17 protein-coding genes are annotated in these 21,393 nt (G+C 62.3%); 10 read left to right on the forward strand and 7 right to left on the reverse strand.

Annotation, left to right across the window (positions count from 1 at the left end):
• Window positions 1-491: 491 nt before the first annotated feature.
• From M1D93_RS15100 to M1D93_RS15130, 7 genes are all read left to right on the forward strand, one after another.
• Entirely contained in the window at window positions 492-698 is a 207-nt protein-coding gene (locus tag M1D93_RS15100) for a hypothetical protein (RefSeq protein ID WP_461172287.1), read from the forward strand.
• A gap of 267 nt (window positions 699-965) precedes the next feature.
• A complete protein-coding gene (locus tag M1D93_RS15105) occupies window positions 966-3,608 on the forward strand; it encodes a LuxR C-terminal-related transcriptional regulator (RefSeq protein ID WP_461175033.1) in 2,643 nt (880 codons plus the stop codon).
• A 3-nt stretch (window positions 3,609-3,611) separates the two neighbouring features.
• On the forward strand, window positions 3,612-6,287 hold the full coding sequence (locus M1D93_RS15110; RefSeq protein WP_461172288.1) for a LuxR C-terminal-related transcriptional regulator: 2,676 nt from the start codon (window positions 3,612-3,614) through the stop codon (window positions 6,285-6,287).
• Window positions 6,288-6,464: 177 nt separating this feature from the next.
• Entirely contained in the window at window positions 6,465-7,388 is a 924-nt protein-coding gene (locus M1D93_RS15115) for an NAD-dependent epimerase/dehydratase family protein (RefSeq protein WP_461172289.1), read from the forward strand.
• The gene (locus M1D93_RS15120) at window positions 7,385-8,725 is read left to right on the forward strand and encodes a YveK family protein (protein ID WP_461172290.1); all 1,341 of its coding nucleotides are present in this window, start codon (window positions 7,385-7,387) and stop codon (window positions 8,723-8,725) included. The genes M1D93_RS15115 and M1D93_RS15120 overlap by 4 nt, the downstream gene beginning before the upstream one ends.
• Window positions 8,722-9,171 carry a PssD/Cps14F family polysaccharide biosynthesis glycosyltransferase gene (pssD, locus tag M1D93_RS15125; RefSeq protein ID WP_461172291.1) on the forward strand — a complete coding sequence of 150 codons (450 nt, stop codon included), beginning with the start codon at window positions 8,722-8,724 and terminating at the stop codon, window positions 9,169-9,171. Before M1D93_RS15120 ends, pssD begins: the two co-directional genes overlap by 4 nt.
• The gene (locus M1D93_RS15130) at window positions 9,168-9,737 is read left to right on the forward strand and encodes a glycosyltransferase (RefSeq protein ID WP_461172292.1); all 570 of its coding nucleotides are present in this window, start codon (window positions 9,168-9,170) and stop codon (window positions 9,735-9,737) included. Before pssD ends, M1D93_RS15130 begins: the two co-directional genes overlap by 4 nt.
• Window positions 9,738-9,952: 215 nt before the next feature.
• Here M1D93_RS15130 and M1D93_RS15135 read toward each other — a convergent pair whose 3' ends face one another.
• The 4 genes from M1D93_RS15135 to M1D93_RS15150 form a co-directional block, all read right to left on the reverse strand.
• Window positions 9,953-11,386: an MATE family efflux transporter gene (locus tag M1D93_RS15135; protein WP_461172293.1), complete on the reverse strand. Its 1,434-nt coding sequence runs from the start codon at window positions 11,384-11,386 to the stop codon at window positions 9,953-9,955.
• Between the two features lie 86 nt (window positions 11,387-11,472).
• The gene (locus M1D93_RS15140) at window positions 11,473-12,765 is read right to left on the reverse strand and encodes an O-antigen ligase family protein (RefSeq protein ID WP_461172294.1); all 1,293 of its coding nucleotides are present in this window, start codon (window positions 12,763-12,765) and stop codon (window positions 11,473-11,475) included.
• Window positions 12,762-13,688 carry a glycosyltransferase family 2 protein gene (locus M1D93_RS15145; RefSeq protein ID WP_461172295.1) on the reverse strand — a complete coding sequence of 309 codons (927 nt, stop codon included), beginning with the start codon at window positions 13,686-13,688 and terminating at the stop codon, window positions 12,762-12,764. Before M1D93_RS15145 ends, M1D93_RS15140 begins: the two co-directional genes overlap by 4 nt.
• A complete protein-coding gene (locus M1D93_RS15150; protein WP_461175034.1) occupies window positions 13,685-14,251 on the reverse strand; it encodes a CDP-alcohol phosphatidyltransferase family protein in 567 nt (188 codons plus the stop codon). The genes M1D93_RS15145 and M1D93_RS15150 overlap by 4 nt, the downstream gene beginning before the upstream one ends.
• Between M1D93_RS15150 and M1D93_RS15155 the strand changes: the two genes are divergently transcribed.
• On the forward strand, window positions 14,172-14,336 hold the full coding sequence (locus M1D93_RS15155) for a hypothetical protein (RefSeq protein WP_461175107.1): 165 nt from the start codon (window positions 14,172-14,174) through the stop codon (window positions 14,334-14,336). The two genes, M1D93_RS15150 and M1D93_RS15155, sit on opposite strands and share 80 nt — an antisense overlap.
• 160 nt (window positions 14,337-14,496) lie before the next feature.
• On the opposite strand, the gene M1D93_RS15160 is transcribed toward M1D93_RS15155, so the two are convergent.
• Entirely contained in the window at window positions 14,497-17,355 is a 2,859-nt protein-coding gene (locus M1D93_RS15160; RefSeq protein ID WP_461172296.1) for a fibrinogen-like YCDxxxxGGGW domain-containing protein, read from the reverse strand.
• A gap of 22 nt (window positions 17,356-17,377) precedes the next feature.
• Window positions 17,378-17,713 carry a hypothetical protein gene (locus M1D93_RS15165; RefSeq protein WP_461172297.1) on the reverse strand — a complete coding sequence of 112 codons (336 nt, stop codon included), beginning with the start codon at window positions 17,711-17,713 and terminating at the stop codon, window positions 17,378-17,380.
• Between the two features lie 732 nt (window positions 17,714-18,445).
• On the opposite strand from M1D93_RS15165, the gene M1D93_RS15170 reads away from it, so the two are divergent.
• Both M1D93_RS15170 and M1D93_RS15175 read left to right on the forward strand, forming a co-directional pair.
• Window positions 18,446-20,014, forward strand: a complete 1,569-nt coding sequence (locus M1D93_RS15170) for a sugar transferase (protein WP_461172298.1) — start codon at window positions 18,446-18,448, stop codon at window positions 20,012-20,014.
• A 53-nt stretch (window positions 20,015-20,067) separates the two neighbouring features.
• Entirely contained in the window at window positions 20,068-20,529 is a 462-nt protein-coding gene (locus M1D93_RS15175) for an adenylyltransferase/cytidyltransferase family protein (RefSeq protein ID WP_461172299.1), read from the forward strand.
• 68 nt (window positions 20,530-20,597) lie between these two features.
• Here the strand turns inward: M1D93_RS15175 and M1D93_RS15180 are convergent, their stop codons facing one another.
• The gene (locus tag M1D93_RS15180) at window positions 20,598-21,389 is read right to left on the reverse strand and encodes an enoyl-CoA hydratase/isomerase family protein (RefSeq protein ID WP_461172300.1); all 792 of its coding nucleotides are present in this window, start codon (window positions 21,387-21,389) and stop codon (window positions 20,598-20,600) included.
• Window positions 21,390-21,393: the final 4 nt, after the last annotated feature.

The raw sequence follows: 21,393 nt of genomic DNA on the forward strand, positions 1-21,393 counted from the left end.
TCGGACTCCGCCGCGAAGGTAGTCCCGCCCTCATCCGTCACCATCTGGTCTGATTCCTTTAGGCTTGCTGACGCGGAACAGTCATCGCACCGGCCAACAAATTGATGGGGGCAGGCCGCAAGGTTGATGCCATCCCCAGTCGATGATCTGGTTCGCATGGATCCTGCCGTCCTGAATCGCCCCGGGTTCGCCGGGAGGACTCCATTCTTCAGCCGCCGCGATGAGTGGTGCCGGCGATTGCTGCGGTGGGAGCCTTCGTGAAAGCTCGGTCCTCGCCGGCACTTCCAGTGAACAACGAGGCGGAGCGGGAAACACGAGTAGGCGATACCCGTTCCTTCAGGCCCACCGTACCTCCCTAAGCGAGCGGAGGCGCTACTACCCAAGCCCCTACAGAGTTGGACAAGCTCAACCCCGAACTGCCGCTCGCGCTTCCCGGGACAGCCGGAAACCCTCGGCATAGTCGCCCGTTTCGCAGAGCCGCGCTTGTACCAGTGCCGCCCAAAATCAGCGACACCCCCACTTTCGCGCAGCAGCGCCTGCACCTTACCGCGAGAGCTGGCGGCAGCAGCGCCGTCGTACGCCTGGATCAAATCCGCCAGCGCCTGCTCATCCAGCGAGTTCAGCTTGAGCTGTTCGTCCGGCCCCACCTCCGCGCCGCAGTAGGGAGGGTGGGTGGCGTGATGTGGCTTCTTGCGTGAATCTTGCGGTTCCTTCGGGGCCTTTTCCCTCGACAGCAATTAACAGGCTTCATAGACTCCCGAACACACCAAGGTGCGTTTCCTTGTTTCCGCGCCTGGTGGGTCCACTACTACCCAGCGGTGAACCATCAGAGGAGGAACAGTTTGCCTGTGACAATCAACGGTGCTGGTTCGCGAACCGAAGACCGGATCGATGAACAGTGGGATGCAGGCAGCTCCGCGCCGCAAAGTAAACATCCAGGTGTGGATCCGGAGCACGCCCCCCTTGTGGGACGGGACCGGATGATCGCAAAGATTATGCAGACGGTGGGCCCTGGAAACCACGGAGTATTGCTCGCTGGGGAACCTGGGACCGGCAAGACGGTGCTTCTCGAACACGTGGGCCGGACGCTTGCCCGGGACATGTTTCCGGTACAGGTCCGCGGCAGCAGTATCGGTGCCAGGACGGAATACGGCGCATTGCGGTTCCTGCTCGATGGCATGGAAGCCGACCAGCCGAACCACCCTGTCCCCGTCTTCCAGCAGCTGTCCAAGCTGCTGCGCGTCAGGTCGCAGGGCCGGACGCTGGTTTTGCTGGTTGATAACGCACACCTCCTCGACGAACTGGCCGCGGCGATCATCGGGCTCCTGGTCCGAAGCGGGCAGGCACGGGCCATCATTGCCTGTAACGGCGTCGGAGCCTTGTCCGCTGACCTAGTGTCTCTCGGGAAAGACGGACTCCTCGACTTTCAGGACATCGAGTCGTTCACTCCGGCTGAAACGTCTGAGTGGGTTGTATCGACGTTGGGAGCAGACGTATCCCGGCTGGCCGTGGAGACGCTGTGGGAGAACAGCGGGGGCAATCCGCTCATTCTTAAAACCCTGGTGAGGGAACAGGTCCGCACGGGGTCCCTGGTGAACAAGAATGGCACCTACGTACTTACTGCAACCCCAGTCCTCGGTGGCAAGCCCCTGTCCGACGTCGTCGCAGCGCATTTCAGCCGTTTGTCCCTGGAAGAGCGCGAGGTGCTGGAGCTGCTGGCCCTGTCAGGCGGTCTTTCTCCGGAAAATTTGCTGGGCATCGCTCCGCCCGCGGCTTTGGCTTCCCTTATGGAGCGGGGACTTACCTGCCGCGCGCCGGGGGGCGCGATCATCCGCGTCAAGAGCCCCGCGGTTGCGGAGATCATCCGCCGGGAGGTTCCTGCCGGGCGGAGCATGCAGCTCAGGAAGCTGCTGGGCAACGTCTTGAACCTTTCGGGCGGCGCAGGCGTGCGTTGCAAGGCGTACGCGTCATGGCAGCTGGCTACCGGCTCAGCGCTTGAGCCGGAACTCGTGTTCGGGGCCGTCGACGAAGCCACCCGCATCGGTGACGGCCACGCCGCACTCCGGTTCCTGGCACAACTTACTAACCGGCGCATCAATTACCGGGCCGTGCTGGGCGAAGCACGTGCACTTCTTCAGCTTGGACGCCAGGCCGAGGCTGAGGAGGTGCTGGAGAATTTCAGCGCGAACCATTTGAATTCACTGCCCCTGGCCTCCGTGGCAGATTTCCTCTTGACCCGTGCCTCGCTGGCCTGCATCCAGAAGGATGCCCCTTCCGAGGCCGAGGGTCATCTGCGCGAGCTTCGTGAGCGGCTCGGTGATGACCCTGCGGCAACGAAAACTCTGCGGAACATCAGGGACCGGCTGACGCTGGCAGAGGCAACTGTGTCCAGCTACCAAGGCCACTACGCCCCGTCCATTGCTGCACTGACCACGCTCTACGTGAATAACCGGGCCGCATCCGAGGAGCTGAGGCTGCGGGCCGGCGCGCTCCTTGCGGAGGCGCTGGCAATGATTGGCCGGCAGGATGATGCCGTCCGCGTGGCGGAAGAAGTGGGTCAAAGGATGGACGTCCCGGAACTTACGGAAGGCCTGCGCTATGAGCTGCGAGCACGTTTCGTGCCCGTGTACCTCACAGCCGGCCTGTGGAACAGGTGCGCGGATGTCCTGGACTCCACTCCCCGTGCGGTAGCCTCTCCCATGGTTCCGCGTCACGGGCTTGCGGCAGTGGGTGCCGGGCTAATACACGCATATGCCGGGAGGGCGGGCCAGGTGCTCGAGGCCCTCGTGCCCACGCTGGAGCAGCTTCGGATGATGCCCTCGGGTGCCGTACTTGGAGTGGCTTTGGCAGCGGCCTCGTACGCCTATGCCCTGCAGGGCAAATTCGAGGATTCGAGGAACTGCCTGCGGGAACTCAAGACGTTGACCCCGCCGAATGGCCCCATGTACAAGGCTCCTCTCGAATACTTTTCCGCCCTCGCCACAGCGGTGGATGGAGGCCACGGCGCGGTCGACCACGTGCTGCAGCTCGCGGACCAGGAACAAAGGGCGGGCCGGATTTCGAATGAACTCTTTTTACTGGCGGCCGCGGTGCGGTTAGGTGAAGTGGCCGCCTCTCCCCGGTTGCTCGCCGTGGCGCGACGGTGCCAAGGAGTTTTCGCTGAGGCGTGCAGTCTCCTGGCTACCGGACTCATGGCTGAAAACCCTGAGCTCCTTCTCGTGGCAGGAGAACTCGCCAGGGGCTTCGGCGATGAGGGCTTTTGCCGGGACACCGCCCTTGCCGCTCACCAGGTCGCTGTGAGGACCGCCAACAGGACAACGGCAAAACGCGCACTCAACCTAGCGGCGGAGAGCGAACGGAAGATGCACGGGCAGTCACCCCGCCAGGCAGCACTTGAGCGGTTGGATGTCCTTACCAGCCGGGAGCGGGACATCGTGGAGAGGGCATCTGCCGGAGCCAGCAACAAGGACATCGCCCAGCAATTGCATATCTCGGTCCGCACCGTGGAGGGCCACCTGTATCAGTCCTATACGAAGCTCCAGATTTCCGGCAGGGATCTCCTGCACGGGGCGGGTCAGGATGATGCGCTTCTCGGCGGGAATGGGTGACAGGTGGAAAACATCCCGTTGGTAGGCCGCTCCGCTGCCATTGAACAGGTAGTGGCAAGCGTGACCAGAGCAGACCGCAGCGGGTGCCTCATCATTGGCGATACGGGAATGGGCAAGACAGCACTCGCCCGGGCCGTTTCAGCTGTCCTTAAAGAGGCGCACCCGGTTTTCGGCATCAGCGGCACGCCGGCACTGTCAAGAATGGCGTTTGCTGTGCTGGCTCCGTTCCTGGCCGGCATGGACAACGGAGCAGAGCCCGGCCAGGAGCAAGTTTTCGCGGCAATTGGCGGATTTTTCCGCAACCATCGGGCAAAGAGAAACCAGATACCCATCATGATCATCGACGACGCCCACGACTTGGATCCAGACTCCCGAACCATCATGGCGCGATTGGTGGCCGCTGATACCGTCCGGGTACTAGTTCTCTCACCACCTTCGTCGACACCCGTGGAGTTCTTGGAACTTTGGACGGATGGCTTCCTGCGCCGGTGCAGCCTGGAACCGCTGGGCCAGGACGACATCCACGCCCTGTGTGAAAATGTGCTCCAGGGACAGGTCCTGCGGAGCGTCAGCGCCATGGTTGCCCACATGTCACAGGGAAATCCCTCGACCGCCAGGGCGCTGCTGCGCCAAGGACGTGCGGACGGGACCTTGTTTGAGCGGAACGGCGTCTGGCTTGCCGCCGACGTTCCCTGCACGGATGCCGCGTTCTCCGCTCGCCTCAGGCGCGAATTGATGCGACTGGCACGGGATGAATTTGAGCTCCTGGAATCCATAGCCCTGGCGGAACCGCTGCCCCTCGAGCTCCTCACAGCCGGCGGAACAAGGCACCACCTGGACAATCTGGAATCAATGGGGCTGGTCGCTGTGTCCCACGGTGCCCCAGGGTCAGTGCGGCATGCGAACCCAGTCTTCTCGGACGTGCTTCGTCGAACAGTTTCTCCTGTCCGCAGTTCGGAGTTGCGGCGGATGTATGGGCATATTGTTGAAGATTCGCCGCCTGAACGGCTGATCCGTTACGTTTCCTGGGCTCTGGACTGTGGGGCCCCGCTGACGCCGCAAGTGATGGTCCGGGCTGCGCGAGCGGCCAACGAGAAGTTCGATTTCCGTTTCACGCTGCGGGTAGCAGCTGCCGCGCAGGGTTCTGACGCCCTCGGGTCAGGGGAATTGGACGAGATGTTGTTGGAGACGGCGATCGCGCACGCCCACCTCGGCCACGAGTACGTCGCCAGGGACCGTTTGGAGCGCCTATTGTCCGAGTCTGACAACCTGCCGGTCTTACTGAGGGCTGTCCTGTGGATCTGCCAAATGCCCATCGCGGACAGCGACCCCGGCCAGCAACACAGGCTCCGGACGTTGCTTACAGGAACTGCGGATCGGCTTGCCGGGTTTCGTGCTGCTAGACCTGGAGACGAACTGATTGAGCGCATCATTGGCTTGGTACATGTCCTCGACCACGTGGCGGCGGGGACACTGGCCGAGGTGGAGGATGCGCTGGACGTCCTGGCCTGGCACACGCCCGGAATCGACGTGAAAACGCGGGCAGTATCCCTGACGATGTTGGGCAACCTGCAGAACACAACAGGACGAACGGGCAAGGGGCTTGCCGCGACGTCGTTGGCCCTGGACCTGGCGCAAAAGAATTCCTCGCACCTGCGGATGGATTTCGAATACGTGTTCCTGCATCACGTCAAAGGGTTGCTTTTGGCAGGACATTGGGACGAAGCAGCTGTTCGTTTGGCGAACTACCGGCAAGGCGGCTCCCGGAGCCTGATTTATTCCGGTGCGGCTATCCAGCTCTTCGAAGGAATCCTCGCCGTAGAGCAGGGGCGCGTGAAATTCGGGCTTCAACATCTTCAGCCGGCAATTGAAGGGTTACGGCAGGGCCGTCATACTGAGCTTCTGCCCCTGGGATTGGGGATGCTGGCCTACGCGGCCGCCCTGGGCGGTGAGGCGGAGATTGCAGATGAGTGCATGGAATCCTTCCCGTTGGAAAACACCTGTGGTGACGAAGGTGCCTTTCTATGGGGCAAGGCCTATCTGTTGGCTGCCATGGGGGTGATCCGCCGGACCGACGACGCCGCCCAGCGGTTGAGCGACCTGGCGGCGGAAGCCACGGCGGGCGGTTTTATGTCCGTGTCACGCACCGCACTAACCCTGGCTATACGCGCCGGCCACGCTGGATCGGCGAGCAGCTTGGCTGATTTAACCTCAACGGTTGACGGGCCGATGACCAAAATCCTCCACATCTATTCCCGTGCTGTTATGTCCGGCGATGCTGATACCTTGCTTGACGCCGCGGCGGACGCCCGGCGCGAGGGGTTCTACCTGACGGCCGTGAACTGCGCGGAGCAGGCAGTCGTAGTGATGGACGCAGACGCAGGCCGCACCCGGCGCAATGCTGCCCAGATGCTGCTGCAGCAATACAGGACGCTGCTCGATGGACCCTTCGTCCTGGCATGCCAGGAGTCCTCCCGGACGGGCCGCCTGACGCCCCGGGAGCAGGAGATCGTGGACCTGGCGCAGAGCGGACAGTCCAACCGTGAGATCGCCCGCAGTCTGTCACTTTCCGCACGCACCGTGGAAGGCCATCTTTACAGAATCTTCGCAAAAGTCGGCGTGAACAGCCGGGCAGAACTTCTTGCCGCAATGCCCCTGCCCGGGCTCGGTAGGGCCTGACCAAACGCCCTCCTGGCGATGCCCACCCCGGGGAGGGGTGCACCAAGTAGTCCCGGTTCCCGGATGAGTATCCCCAGCAACCACGGCGAGTAGCCAATTCCCAAACCAGAGTCCTCCCTACTCGTGTGGTGGCGGGAACCGACTCCTAGGCTAGGGAATCCAAGGGAAGGGGCCGCAGTGAAGACTTTGGTGATAGGGGCGGAGGGCTTCATCGGCCGCACCTTATGCCGTGTCCTGGGGCCCGACGGCGGTTTGACCGTGAGCGCGCGGGTTCCGGAACATGGCCGTTGCAGCTCTCATTATGTCGACCTGCTCCAGCCATCATCGATAGCCGCCGCGCTTGCCAAGGCAAGGCCCGACGTCGTGATTAATTGTGCGGGTGTAGCCACCGCCGCCGGGTCCCCCACGAACACTGCGATGACGGGCAACCTGCTGCAGGCAGTACTCAAATCCGGGATTGATATACGCAGCATAGTCATTTGCGGGTCAGCCGCAGCTTATGGGCACGTCAATCCGGACGCCCTTCCCGTCCCCGAAGCGTACCCGCTGGCAGCGTTCACCGTCTTCGGCCTGGACAAGGTGCGCGAGGAGAGTCTCGGGCGCCTGTACCGCTACAGCTTTGGGATCCCCGTAGTTACAGCCCGTATCTTCCATCCGATTGGAACCGGCATGTCCGGCCGGCACTTCCTGCCTTCCCTTTGCCGGCAACTCCAGCAGTGGAAGGCCGGACGCAGGGAGCGCCTGGAAGTGAACGGGCTGGACGCAACCCACGACTACGTTTCCGCAACCGACGTCGCCCGGGCCCTGTCCGCGCTCGCTTACGGGCAGCCCCGCGAGGCGGCGTACAACATCGGCTCCGGGATGGAAACCTCCAACGGCGCGCTCCTGCAACGGGTCTTTGCGCTGCAAGGCCTTAGTAATTTCCCCCCGGTCGACCAGACCAGCCATACGCCTGAGCCCGCCCTCGCGAGCCAGGCAGATATATCCGCCATGAGTAACGAATTCGGGTGGACACCGCAGGTGGCACTTGACGACAGCATCTTGGAGGTCCTCGATGAAACAGCTCGACACCAGGCCGGCCTGGGCAAGGATGTGCCATGACTAGCGAACGACCCGCATCAACCGTTCGGCTGAGGGAACTGGGAATCACCGTGATGCGGCAATGGCTGGTCCTTCTGGCGAGCATCGCACTGGTCACCGCGGTGTCCCTGTACGCCAGCACGCAGGTTGAGCGGGAATACACTGCAACGGCGTCCCTGACGGTCTCTCCCCTAACTACAAATCCCTTCTCATCCGCCCCGGTCAACCAGCAGATCAACATCAACACCGAACGTGCCATTTTGGAATCGAATGAAGTTGCACGCATGGCGGCCGAAGAACTGGGAACGAGCACCGGCTCCGGAGGCCTCCTGAAGCAGGTGGATGTCGCAGCCCCCTCAGGCTCGCAGGTTCTTGAAGTAAGCGTCACCATGCCTGACCCGCAGGAGGCTGCTGATCATGCCAACGCGATGGCAGGAGCGTACCTGCGGTTCCGTTCCAAAGGCGCCGTTGACCTTGCGGCCGGTTACATCGCGGCCCTAAGTGAAGAAATTTCCCGGCTGACGACTGTAGAGAGGCCCACAGAGCAGCAGTCACAGCGGCTCTCCGACGCACTCCAGCAACGGCAAAACCTCACACTTGTCGCTGACAGCCCGGGGCGGATCATCGGCGTCGCCACCCCGCCGTCCCAGCCCTCCTCCTTGAGCCAACTCTCTTTCCTCATAGCCGGCCTGATTGGCGGGGTGCTGCTGGGCCTCGCCGCTGCCCTCATGCGGGAACGCCTTGATGGGAAAGTCCGCACGCGCTCCAGGCTCAGCGAAGCCTCCTCCGTGCCCACCCTCACGGTGACGGACCAAGACGACACTGAGGGGATGCGCTGGGTCCTTCGTGCTCTCACAGACGCCATCAATACCGGTGCGGGCGGTCCTGCGCTCGTCAGCATGATGCCCGCCTTCAGCAACAAGCCCTGTCCTCCGGAATTCACGGACGCACTGGCTGGTGTGGCGCGTGCAGCCGGGCTTTCCGTCCTGGTGGTGAGGGCGGCTGATATCGACCCGGCAAAAATTGACCAAGGGTGGCCGGAACCGGTGCTTAACACGTGGCAGCACCGCGACCTGATTCTCCTGGAAACCGATGTCCGGCTGGCGGGAGTCCGGCGTGCCCGGCTTGCGGACCACCTCCATGCGGTGGTGGTACTCGTCTATGCCGACAGCAGCCTCAAAGACTTGCGAAGGCTGGAACAGGACCTTGACGCGAGTAGTGCGTCGCGGGTTCATGTCCTGCTGGGGAACAAATCCAACAACAAACACGCCAAGGAACGAAAGCCCGGTTCGCTTTTGGCTCTACCCACGATGGCGAGCGATGAGCACGAGCGGACGAAAAGAAAGGAACCGGCATGAAGATTCTCTTTGTGACCTCCCCCGGAGGACATTTGGGTCAGATCCTTCCCCTACAGCAGTGGTGGCAGGAACATGACCGGTCGTGGGTCACTTTCAAACAAGCGGACGCCGAGAAGGCACTTTCTGACGAAGACGTGACCTGGGCCTTCTTCCCAACAACCCGGAACATCCCGAACGCGGTGCGCAACCTGGGCCTTGCACTGCCTACTCTCCAGCGTCTCAAGCCGGACGTCGTTGTCTCCAACGGGGCCGGAGTCAGCGTCCCTTTTTTCATAGCCGCGCGCTTATTGGGCATTAGGACTGTATTCATCGAATGCCTGGACCGGATCAACCTTCCAACACTCAGCGGACGGCTCTGCTATCCGCTCTCCGACCTTTTTTGCATCCAATGGGAAGAGCAGCGACGCTTCTATCCCGAATCCGTGAACATAGGACCAGTGCTATGAACAATTACGGAACACCGAAGGCAGTAGTGTCCTTGGGAACCGACTACCACCCCTTCGACCGGCTGGTTTCGTGGATGGATGAATGGCTGGAGCAACAGCCCGTCCCCCCGAGCTGCCTGATGCAACACGGCTACAGCCGCCCGCCACGCTTCGCGGCAGGAGTAGTCATGGTTTCGCACCAGGAGATTCTGGATCTCTATGCGACGGCCCATGTTGTAGTGGTCCAGGGAGGGCCGGGTTCCATTTTTGATGCGCTCTCCACGGGACACGTCCCCATCGCAGTGCCTCGTAGTGCAAAGTTGAAGGAGCATGTTGACGACCACCAGGTCGAATTTACGCGGCAAGTAGCGAGGCAAGGACTCGTTGTTATCGCCGAGACCAAGGAATCGCTGTGGGCAGAGCTCGAGCACGCCCAGCGGCGGCCCGAGGACTTCGCCACCACCCCACGGCCTTCCCGGTCCCTCGAGGCTGCGCTCGAGCTGGGGCGTGCCATCCAAGACCTGCAAAGCCGCCCTGCCGGCACCATGTCAATGCGGCGGCTGGGGCATCTGCTGGGCCACCGCTGATGCGGGCTTAGCAAGCTTGCGAGCACGTACACCACACCTGGGTTGATTCGATGGAACCCTCACTCCACATGCTTGCAAAGCATGTGCAGGCCCTTACAACCCATGTGAACGATGACAACCAAGGCCACCGCGTACACACATTTTGGCCGCTAACCGCTGCTGCGCTCCCGCTCTTGGTGATTCCGCCGCATCGTACCTGCTTTATAACGAAGCGGCTATGTTCCAAGCCGGAGGGTTAACTTCCCCCGACGGTAGAGCAGTGCCAGGGCGAGAGCGTAGATGGCTCCGCCGGCGCAAGCGGTATAAAGAAGCCCTGACCATGACTGCCCCCACTGCAGCGCTATCAGGGAACCGCCGACTCCGAACACGGTGAAGGCCAGGGCCATTGGCGCGTACAGGAAGCGCACGGGCGCTTTGATCTTCATAATGGTGGCCACCTGGTAGGTGGCCAGCGCGCTGTCAACCAGGACAGCAGCTGCCCAGGCAGTCGCAGCACCGGCAATTCCCCAGATGGGTATCAGGGCGACGTTCAGGGGCACTGCGACGGCGAGGGCCGCCGCCTTGTTCAGCAGCTGCCACCGGCTGTGTCCTCCCATCAGCAATACGCTTTGGACTCCGCCTGCCGATACCGAGAGCAGCATGGCAGGGCCGATGATCAGCAGGGCTGGCGCACCTGCAGCAAATCCCGGGCCAAAGACGGACATGACGGCGGGCCCGAAAATCATCAGGAGAAGGTAGAAAGGCCAGGCCCCAAGGATGAGGATGCCTGTTGCACCGGTAAACACCTGGCGGGCGCGTGGGACATCGCCGACGGCCAGGGCTGAACTGATGACGGGACCGGTGACCATGCGTGCGCTGTGGTCCAGCATCACTCCGAGGCGGACGCACCGGTTTACGGCTCCATAAATTCCGCCGGCAACCGGCCCCAGCAGGATGAAGACAGCAACCACATCAACCCATTCCAGAAGTACCTCCAGCATGGAGCTGGCCCCCCGGGCACTGGAAAAGGCCCAGAACCCTCGTGCCGTCTCCATCCCCGTGGTCTCTACATGGCCCCCGGATTCGCCTGTGTCGGCTCGGCGCATCTCGCGGCGAAGCGCCACCACAGCAAAGAACGCTACGGCCAGAATCGGGATCACCCAGGCGGTGACGAGCTGCGTCAGGCCGGCGCCTAACGCCACAACCACCAGGATCCCGGCAAGCCGCAGCGTGGGGAGCACAAGACTCTGCAGCACAGCGAAGGTCACCACGGCGTGCAATCCCCGCAGAGCCCCGAAGAAGGCAGTCAAGAGGGCGCTGGCCGGGAGGTAGGGTACTGCAATTTGCACGGCGCTTGAAACCCAGCCGTCAGGGCCACCGGGCAGCCAGTTCAGTGTCAGCGCTAACCAGGCGAGGCCGCCCACCAGCAAGGAGGCACCGGCCACCGGAATGCACGCCGTCAGGAGTACCCGACGAACGACGCGTTGCCGGCCCAGCGTCGCTGCAGCCGACACGGTCCGCACCAGGCCTGTGTCTGCACCGAAAGTGGCAAGGGCGGTTGCGATGGCAAAAAACGCAACCAGCTGGAAAAAGACTCCTGCACCAGCTTCCCCAAAGTTGTTGGTGACCACCAACACTGTGCCGAAGGCCACAGCAGCACCAACGATCACGCAACAAAAAGTTGCAACTCCTGATAGCAGCGTCCTTCCGCCGCCCTTCCTCCGCGCGGCCAGCGCCGCCCCCGCGAGCCGGACGTTCATGGCAGCTGCTCGCCGAAGTAGCGCGCCCGCAACAGGACTGCCAGCACAACGGCCACAACCGTCAACTGCATCACGTCAAAGCTATAGAAGCCGGCAATTCCGGCGCCCGCCATGGGCACGCTGTGCAGCCATAGTCCTGTGTTGCCGGCAGCATGCCACGTCCTAACAATCCCTCCGGCCAGGAAAATCACAAACAAGGCCAGCCCCACAAAACCATAGGAGTACATCAGCATCCAGACATACCCTTGGGTTCCGAGTGGAATGCCGATGGTTTCGTCGAGGCGCGGCGCCCCGTACCCCAGCAGCGGCGACCTCAGGGTGGCTGCAAGAGTCTCGGTGTAGACGCTGATGCGCCCGCCAGTGCTGTCGCTGTACTCTTGACGGCCGAGAATCTGCTCCAGCCGCCCGCTGGCCACGAGGGTGAAGACCGTTAGCCCCAGGATTGTCCCGAGGACCGCAACCCGGAGAAGGTGGCCACGCGCTCCCATCCTCACCAGGACGTAGACAGCTGCCAGGGCCGTCCCGACCAACATCCCGCGGTTTCCGGTGGCAAGAGCAGGGATCAGCGACGCCCCCAGCAGCAACAGGACTGCAAAGCGTTTCCACTTTGCCTTGATAGTGCTCAGCCCCGCGATCGCGACCGGAGTCATGACCACAAACGCAACTCCCCAACTGTTGGTGTAAGGAAACGGCGCAGCGGGCCGCTCGAACGGCTCCGGCGCACCCCATGGCTGCTGTATTTCGGCCATGCGGGGAAACACGAGGTCGTACACCAGGGGATTCGATGTCAGCACCCGCGGCATTAACGCGCCCAACGGCGTCGAAAGCCTGAACTCTGGCACTTGGGTAGCAACCAGTCCTAAAACCACCACGGCGGCCCACAGGCAAAGTACGCCGTTGATGATCTTCCGCGGACTTAGCTTTTCACGGGCATTGATGTAGTAGAGCATGAAGATGCCAACTGCGAAGAGGTTGCCGAACCGTTGGGCAAACCCGACGAAGCTGATGGCGGTGGGCAGCATCACTGCAGCCCCACCGACCCAGAGCAGGAAAGCAAACCATGGCAGGACGCCGGGAACAAGGTCCAGCCGGCGCCTGAGCACCATTAAGGTGGCCATGAGGATGGCAAGAACCATGGGAGCGAACGGTGCCGCGCCCAGGCTCCACCACAGCGGGAAGCCGCCCAGCAAAAGGTACATCGGCCATGCAGGAAGGGCTGCACCGGCGCCGAATTCACCACTGGACTCATGGGGTGTTGCCCGCAGGCGAGGCCGGTTTACAAGGCTCAAAGACCTCGTCCCCGCCGCTCGACCGCACCTAATATGGCGGGAGCGGAAACCAGCCGCACCGCCACGAGGAGGGCTGCATACGCACGGAGTTGTTTGGCATCTCTGCTTAGTGCCCGTCTTGCCCAAGTTACTGCTTCCCGGGGGTTCCCGGCGGCAGCATGGGCAAAAGATATTTGTCCTGCTATCCGCGCTGTCCCGCGGCGGGTGGTACGGAACTCCGGAAATTTGGCGAGCAGGTACGTGAGACCCGCCGCAATGTTTTCCCAGTGACCCGAGAAGAAAGACTTCCGGTCCCAATGCACTGTAACCAACGGCTCCTGCACCGACATCACCGGTCCATACCGCGAGGCTCGGAGCAACAGGTCATAATCCTCGCCGTAGGAAGCCGGCAGGTCTTCATCAACCAGGCCTATGTGGCTCATCAGGTCATCCCGCCGGTACAAAAGGCTGGAGGGGTGTATTGCGGTCACGCGTGATTCCAGGAAGTCTTCCATACGCACAGTTGCGGGTGGAACCCGCTCAACAGATTGGGCGCCTGTCTTGATCGTTATTCCTGTGGCCAATGCGACGGCTTCAGGGTGTGCAGCCCACAGTCGCATCTGCAGGTGGAGCTTCGACGGGTCCCATTCGTCGTCGTCGTCGCAAAAGGCCACATACTCTCCCCGTGCTGCCACTATCCCCGTATTCCTGCCTCCGGCGAGCCCTGGGGTCCGCGCATTCCTCATCGTCATGACGCTTCGGAGCGGGTTCGGTGGCACGTCAGCCAGGGGGTCGATGTCCACGCCGTCGAACACCACGACGATCTGCACGGGGCCCTCGTAGTCCTGCCCTTGGATGGACCGCAAGGCTCGTCGCAGGAGTTCGGGCCTGCCGCACGTGGCAATCACGACAGTCACCAGCGGATATTCCGTAGGGTTTTTCATGCTGACATCCCTTCTGTGGCCCTGCTGAGGGCCTGGTACTTTCGCCTGACAGACGCCACAACGACTATCAGCTGGACCAGAAACAAGCCTCCGTAGGCTGCGACGAACACCTGAGGGTTACCCCACAGGAGGAACAACCAGCAAAGGGTTCCAAAATCGGTGGGCAAAACCACCCAGGATCGCAATGCCCCCGCGGGGGCCTGACTGTTATCTGCCCTGCCCCTGAGGAGCTGTTCAGCCAGGATCTGGCTCATAAAGTGGCCTGAGCAGGTCAGCGTGTACGCCAGTGGAAGCCAGATAGTCCAGCTGGGAAGCACATCCATCCGCCAAAACCCCACAAGCACCGCGAGGTGTATCGCCGGCATCCGAACGGAGTCCACAACATGGTCCAGCCACTCTCCTGCCGGGCTGCTGGAACCGGTGAGCCTTGCCACCTGGCCGTCCGCAGAATCAAGGACGTAACCGGCTGCGAGGAGCACTGCTATGACAACACCGAACCATACCGACGCCGGCGCGGCGGCCAAGCCGATGATGCCGGCAGCGGAGAACGCGGCGCTGATCATCGTTACTGCGTTGGCTGAGATTCCCCAGCTTGCGGCAGCTGCTGCGGCGAATCGTGCCAACCGCCTGTTCACCCAACGGGTATAGGCCGGAACTCCATGGCCTGGTTTTTGGGCTGCATTGAGCAGGTACGAAGCCCTGGAATATTCAATGCGGGACCGCAACGGGCGGTGTGCTCCCGTAGCGGATGCGTTGGCCGTCTTGTCGCCACCGGGGCTTGTGTCGCTTCCGGCGCTATCGTGGATGGTCATGGCGCGGTCACCACGGCGGTAGCAGAGAGATCAAAGCTGCTGTCCGGTGTAGCCCTGTAGTTCGAATGCACCTCGGCGCTTATGACGTTCACCCCCGCGGCCAGGGCGGAACCGGGGAGGGTGATCCTAACCGGATTCGCGGTGGCTGTGAAAGTGCGGGGTGCGACTGTGGCATAGCTATTGTTGGTGATTGTTCCCGTCGGCATGTTGACCCGTGACACCTCGGTTCCGTTCAGATAGACAACCACGCCGTCGTCGGCCCGGGTCACGATGTTCACTTCGGTCACCGCGCCTGGGTTATCCACTGTGAAGCTCTTTCGGTAGTGGCTTGACAGCGGCCGAGTCGCTCCCGCGTAGGTCAGGGTGGTGACAGTCCCGGTGCTTCCCCAGCCCAAGGGAGCGGCGCCGGTGTTCCACGTAGAATCATCGAAGCCTGTGGTCTTCCACGCCGGGTCCGGTGCATCCGTGGCAAAGCGGTATTTCCACTCCGCCCCTGCCTTGATCAGCTCCGCAGTGGGCACCGCTTTTGGTGCGGTCACCACTGCGGTGCTTCCGGAGTAGTTGCCGGCGGCGTCCGCGGCCCTCACGGCGTAGCGGCCTGCCGCCAGCGCGGGCACCTTGACGCTGGTCTGGGACGTTGTGGCTATTACGCGGTCCTCACGGATCACGTGGTACATGCTGGTGTCCCCTGATCCCGCTGACCACGTCAGAGTGTCACTCACGTTGTCGCTGGTCACAGTAAGACCTGTGGGCGTCCCTGGGGCAGTGCTGTCCCGTGGCGGGAAGACAGCAAACCCGCCGGCCCACTGGACCGCCCCGTTTGTATTCACGGCGGACACGTGGTCACCGCCGGTCCACACCTTGCCTCGGCTATCTACGAGGGTGGCCCAAGCGCCGTGACCGGTTCGGCCCCTCAGGACCGGGTTGAAGTCCGGAATGTATGAGCCAGTGCGGGCATCCCAGGCCCCTATCAGATTGATACGGTCTGCCAAGGTCCACTGCGTTCCCACATTGCTGAAGGTGAAGGCGTTGGAGTAATTCCAGTGACTGCAGTGGCAGGATCCGTAGACGACGCCGTTTCCTTCGGCGATCCGTTGGAAGTCGCCACCACTCTTGGTGATGTTTCCGGACAGGCGCGCAAAGGTTTGCGGATCAAACGTGAAGAGGCTGTGCTGGGAGCCGCCCAACCAGATTTTGTCCCCAACCTCCTTAATAGCCTGCTGGTAGCTCGTTGCCGAGGAAGGGGTCCAGGTCCAGGCAGGTGTTGCCAGGGGCGCACCGGCCACCGTTTGGACAGCGGCCGCCCGGTTAGCTGCCGCGGTGTTGGAGGCGGAGAAATAGCCCGCCGCGTAGAGCCGTTGACCGTTCGCTGCTGCGTCTACCGCAGCCACCGTGCCATTGAAGGCAGGGTTCCAGCTTGCGTCAGGCGTCCCGTCTGCCACCCGCACCCTCGCACCAGCACGGGCGTAGACGGGGTTGGCTCCGGCTCCGCCCGTAAGGTGGGTAAAGGCTCCCCCCAGATATAGCCAGTCGTTTTTCACGGACAACCCCCGCACTTGCACAACACCACCGGTGAGGCGATTCTCCAGCTGCAGGCGCCAAGCGGGGTCGTTTGCGCCTGTTGCGGGGTCCAAAGAAACGATGCCCGCCGCCGGGGCTCCATTAGATGTGCTGAATTCGCCACCGGCAACAAGGTTGCCGTTAGGAAGAACGGCCAAAGCCTTCACCTGCCCGTTCAGCACCGGCCGGAAACTCCCCAGCCACTCCCCGCTGTCAACGTTGAAGCCGGCAAGATAGGACTGTTCCACCCTGTCCAAACCTTGGGCATCGCGCTGCACGTACCGGAAGTTTCCCGCTACATAGACAGTGTTGCCGATCTGCGCGAAGTCCTGGACCTCGGTGTCCAGCTCTCCGCCGCGCCCGTTAGCCAAGCCCGTCACTCCCCAAACGGAAGCTTGGGCACCATTCTGGGGCAGTGCGCGCTGGGCATAGCCCGGGTACCCGCCATCGCCGACAGCGGGGTAAGTGACGTCAGCCTGCATCAACTTGGGCCGAAGGTACATCTGGGTGAAGGGACGGGCGTTACCTGCACTTGCGCTGGCGGACCACAGGTAGCTGGAGGAGCCCGTTGTGCCGATAGTCGCGCTCCCGAAAGACCAGCCTTGCGTGTAGTTCTGGGCGGCCGCCTCGGTGGTGACCACCCGGTTGAGTCCCTGGTCCGTACCGAAATTGCTGGTGAAGCCTCCGCTGAAGTTTCCGTTTCCAAAGGTGTAGGAGGCCACCTGGTGCTCGGCGCTAAAGGTCCACACCCAGCGGGCGAACTTGTTGATTTTGAACCTGGCTTCCTGCCAGTTGGCTCCGTCTGCAGAAGTGGCCCGCCGCAGGCGGATACCATCCTGAAGGAGACTTGGTGCCGTTCCGTTCAGGAGACCATCAATCACGGTGGAGGAAAGCTGTCGAGGCGCAAAAGCACCCGCTCCCGTAACGGTGGTCCGGACCTGCGCTGGGGTACCCAGACCCTGGTAAAACTCTTTCCAGCCTTCCCGGCCACGGCCGATCAGGACCCACCCGCCGCCGTCGGTTTCCTGATCGCAGTAGAACTGCTCAGGCGCCGGCATCTGCGGGGTCAGCAGCCAGTAGCTGCCGGATGGGGCAGCGGGTGCTGTTTGCTTGATTTCCCAGCATGAGGCCGCAGCCTGAAGCTGTGTTGTCCCATCCCGGACTATCCCTTGTTCCGCTGCCGCTGCCTGAGGCAGGGAGGAGAGCAAAGTGACGGGGAGCAGAGCCGCCGTCAGTGCGGCCGCTATCAGCTTGCAACTCTTTGCGGACAGCGAGCGGAGGCCATTGATAATCATCCGAAGTGCCTTTCCTGACAGCTCAGCACGCAGGCGAGTCGGGGAAGCTGTGGCCGACCACGACCCACGTCCCCTGCTGTTGCTGAATGTCGTATATGTTCACGGCTTTCCGTGTTCCGGCTGGCGCAGCCGCAAGGACAACAACTCCGGCGGCATCCCGGATTTCGATCCCACTTGAGTCGATACAGGTAGAGAAGCGGTGAGTGGGAATACCGCCTACTTTGACCACTTCCACCCGCTCAGTGCCGGTGGCGGTAACGGAACCCGTCTGCACCCATTGGCTGTGCGCGAACTCGTCGAATCTTCCCGTCAGTTCGCCCAGGGCGGCGCCACTGGCAACGCCGGCAAAGTCTGGCATGGGTGGCCGGGCGTTTGGGTCAGGACCGGGCCGCGGGCCCGGTGCTGAAGCCTTGCCGGCGGCTGCCTCGAAGGCAGCACTTGCCCGCCGTAGCTCGGCTATCGGAGCGGCGGGCGTTGCTGGGGCTGCCGGTTGCCGGACCACCGGTTGTTGCGCTGCCTGATTTGGAGCCATCTGGGGACTGACCGCGGCATGGGCATCATTGCCGGCAGCGGGAAGTGCTCCGTTACCGCCATCCGTGGGTGCTTCGAAACGGAGGGTTTGGCGGTCTGCGGCAGCAGCGACAACTGCGGCCTGGGCCCCTGATGACGGAGGTGCTGAAGTTGCAGATACTCCCACTCCCACCAATATGGCGCACCCCGCGACTGCTCCGATCGCCCTGACGAACCGGGGCCGGGAGGAAGCGCCATGTAGGGGTGCTCCTTTGTCGGGTTTCCGCGGTGAGCCTGGTGATGGTCCGCGTTTCATGTCAGCACCTTTCGGCCGTTTCGTAGTCCTTCAGCTAACGCCATTGCGCCACGCTAGGCCCGTCCTGTGCAGCTGATCAAGGCACTTTCGTCCATTTGGGCGAGGTCCCGTGGCTGAAAGAAAAAGACGGGTATAAGGGTCTCCTTTTGCAAGTAGCCGTCCGGGCTTGTGAGTAGGGTTCACAGATTTTCCACGTATGGGAATGGCCGGTTCGGGTTAGTGGCACTCGTGACCGCAAGGCTTCTGCTACCTACGTTGATGGCAGTGGATCCGAAGCTAGTGGATTCTTCAGACTTTCCTCCGAATCAAAGGTTTGTCATGACAGCTATGCCTACCGGCACTCGAAAAGTTGGCGAAAGCGTGGTTCAAGGCCGGGTTGCTTCCGGTTGGCGCTGGAGCAAGAAATTCCATGCCAGGGAAGTGCGGGACAAGCCCGGGACGCCAAGCGACAGCTGGGTGCGCAAGCTTCGTATCATCCTGACCGCCGTGGACGTCGGTTTTATTGCTTGCGCGACAGCGCTCGCGGCAGCAACATTCCCGCACCCGTCCGCCGGCTACGCAGGCACAACTATCGCGATCCTTTGGGTTCTGGGCCTCTGCGCCTACCGGAGCACGGATCCCGGGGTTCTCGGTTCCGGCCAAGACGAGTACAAGAGGGTGGTTACAGCATCGCTCATCACTTTCGTCCTGGTCTCCGTACTCGGCGAATTGCTCCTGCATGGTATTGACCACGGCTTCTTTCTACTCGCCTTCACCAGCGGCTTTGGCGGCCTCTTATGCGGCCGCCTCGTGCTCCGGAGCTGGCTGACCAGGCAAAGAACCGCAGGCCGATGCCTTTCTCGCATGGTTGTCCTCGGCGAGAGGGACGATGTAGAGCAGGTGATGGGAAGAATGCGGGCGAATGCCACCGGCCCTTACCTAGTAGTCGGTGCGGCCATTATCTCCAGGGAAAACACCACCCCCGTCACGGTGGACGGACAGCAGGTTCCCGTGGCCTCTGGCGTCCAGTCGCTGATGCCTTTACTCAGTACCTATAGGCCAGATGCGGTCATGGTTGCAGGCCAGGTGCCAGGAGGCAGCGAATTCGTCCGTGATCTCGCCTGGAGCCTGGAAAAAAGCGGGGTTGGCCTGGTTCTCGCCACCGGCCTCACTAACGTGGCGCCGAACCGGATCCATGCTTGCCAGGCCAGCGGCTTGCCCCTTTTTCAGGTGCAGCTGCCCCGGTACGCCGGCTTCCAACATCTGGTAAAGCGTTTCCTCGATGTTGTGCTCTCCGGCTGCGCCTTGGTGGTGTTGACTCCTGTCTTCGCCGCCCTGGCTTGGCTGATCATCAGGGATAGTCCCGGCCCGGCGATATTCCGCCAGGAACGTGTTGGACGCGCCGAGCAGACCTTCACGATGTACAAGTTCCGCTCCATGGTGGAAACGGCCGAGTCGGAGTTGGCCGGACTTATAGGGCACAACGAAGGCGCGGGCCTGCTCTTTAAGTTGCGGAACGATCCCCGGGTAACGGGTGTAGGTGTGTGGCTTCGGCGCCTCTCACTGGATGAACTGCCGCAACTCTGGAACGTCTTTCGGGGGGATATGAGCCTCGTGGGACCGCGCCCGCCCCTCCCGTCGGAGGTTGCCGCCTATGAAGAGTCGGTGCACCGCCGGCTCTACGTCAAACCGGGGTTAACGGGCCTCTGGCAGGTCAATGGCCGTTCTGACCTGAACTGGAAGGAAAGCGTCCGCCTAGACCTCTACTACGTGGAGAACTGGTCCCTCGCAGGCGACCTGCTGATCATGCTTCAGACAATCAAGGTGCTTCTGAAACCTCACGGCGCGTATTAGCGGTGAAACCAAAACCAATTTCTAAGAGCTTCACTAAAGAAGGGATATTCCCAATGGCGCAAAAAGTCGGGTACGCGGGCGGAGCATTTGATCTTTTTCATATCGGGCACCTCAATCTCTTGAAGCACGCCCGCGGCCAGTGCGATTACCTCGTAGCCGGGGTGGTGGACGACGATCTCGTTGAGCTGCTGAAAGGAAAACGTCCGGTGATTCCGCTGGCTGAACGTTTGGAAATAGTGTCCAGCATCAAGTTTGTTGACGAAGCCCGGCCTGAGGCTTTCCAAGACAAAATAGATACGTGGCGTGAGGTCGGCTTCCATGTCTATTTCAAAGGGGACGATTGGAAGGGCACTCCGCAGGGAATGACCCTGGAACGGCGGTTTGGCGACGTAGGGGTAGAAATCGTCTACTTTCCCTACAGCCTCCAAACCTCAAGCAGCCTGCTCCGGCGCGCCCTGGATGCCCTTACCGGGCAACCCGAGGCGGGCACAGCATCCGCGTTTGGCACGGCCTAGCTCATCTCGCGGGGGACGATGGCCGCCCTTTTGAGGCGCCCGGGCAGGTGGGAACGCCATCGTCCTCCCTAAGAGTCGGTGCCACCGGTGAACTGCGGCTCGCGCTTCTCCTGGAAAGCCCGGAATCCCTCCGCGTAGTCGTCTGTCTTGCAGAGGCGCGCCTGCTCCTCGTTCTCCTCAGTCATGGCTTCCCACAGGCCCAGCCGCTGGTCCCGGATGTGCGCCACCAGCTCCTTGCTGGCAACAAACGCGCCCGTGGCACCGCGAGCCACGCGGCCCACTATCCCCCGCGTCTTCTCCAGCAGCTCGTCCGCCGGCATGGCGCGGCTGAACAGCCCCTGCGCCACCGCCTCGGTGCCGCTGATCAACTCGGCCGTGTAAATCAGGTCCAGGGTCCGGTGCATGCCCAGCCGCTCGGTGAAGTACCAGTGCCCACCCGAATCGAGCGTGGCCCCCAGCTTGGCGAACGGCGACCCGAACTTCGCATTCTCCGCCACGTACACCACGTCCGTGGCCAGCAGCAGCCCCAGCCCCACGCCCAGGCAGGCACCGTGGGCGGCCGCGAACGTGGGAGCCGGGAACGCGCTCATCTTCCTCAGCAGCGGCTCCACCAGCCCGCCCAGGTACGCTGCGGCGTCGTCGCTCTCCGGCGTCACGTTCTGGATGTCCCGGCCGGCGCAGAAGGCACGGCCCTCTCCCCTCAGCAGCAGCGCCCGCACCTCACCGCGGGAGGCGGCGGCGGCAGCGTCGTCGTACGCGTGGGTTAAATCCTTCAGCGCCTGCTCATCCAGCGAGTTCAGCTTGTGCGGTGCGTTCAGGACCACTTCGGCGACGCCGTTGTTGATGGAGAGGGAAATCATTCGG

The organism is Arthrobacter sp. Z1-9 (assembly GCF_054792695.1).

What these genes read in the sequence shown, in the direction of transcription:
- M1D93_RS15160 (WP_461172296.1), bottom strand. Translation starts at nt 17,355, where the DNA reads ATGATTATCAATGGCCTCCGCTCGCTGTCCGCAAAGAGTTGCAAGCTG.
- M1D93_RS15165 (WP_461172297.1), bottom strand. Translation starts at nt 17,713, where the DNA reads ATGCCAGACTTTGCCGGCGTTGCCAGTGGCGCCGCCCTGGGCGAACTG.
- M1D93_RS15175 (WP_461172299.1), top strand. Translation starts at nt 20,068, where the DNA reads ATGGCGCAAAAAGTCGGGTACGCGGGCGGAGCATTTGATCTTTTTCAT.
- M1D93_RS15150 (WP_461175034.1), bottom strand. Translation starts at nt 14,251, where the DNA reads ATGATCAGCGCCGCGTTCTCCGCTGCCGGCATCATCGGCTTGGCCGCC.
- M1D93_RS15130 (WP_461172292.1), top strand. Translation starts at nt 9,168, where the DNA reads ATGAACAATTACGGAACACCGAAGGCAGTAGTGTCCTTGGGAACCGAC.
- M1D93_RS15120 (WP_461172290.1), top strand. Translation starts at nt 7,385, where the DNA reads ATGACTAGCGAACGACCCGCATCAACCGTTCGGCTGAGGGAACTGGGA.
- M1D93_RS15145 (WP_461172295.1), bottom strand. Translation starts at nt 13,688, where the DNA reads ATGAAAAACCCTACGGAATATCCGCTGGTGACTGTCGTGATTGCCACG.
- pssD (WP_461172291.1), top strand. Translation starts at nt 8,722, where the DNA reads ATGAAGATTCTCTTTGTGACCTCCCCCGGAGGACATTTGGGTCAGATC.
- M1D93_RS15155 (WP_461175107.1), top strand. Translation starts at nt 14,172, where the DNA reads ATGACAACACCGAACCATACCGACGCCGGCGCGGCGGCCAAGCCGATG.
- M1D93_RS15180 (WP_461172300.1), bottom strand. Translation starts at nt 21,389, where the DNA reads ATGATTTCCCTCTCCATCAACAACGGCGTCGCCGAAGTGGTCCTGAAC.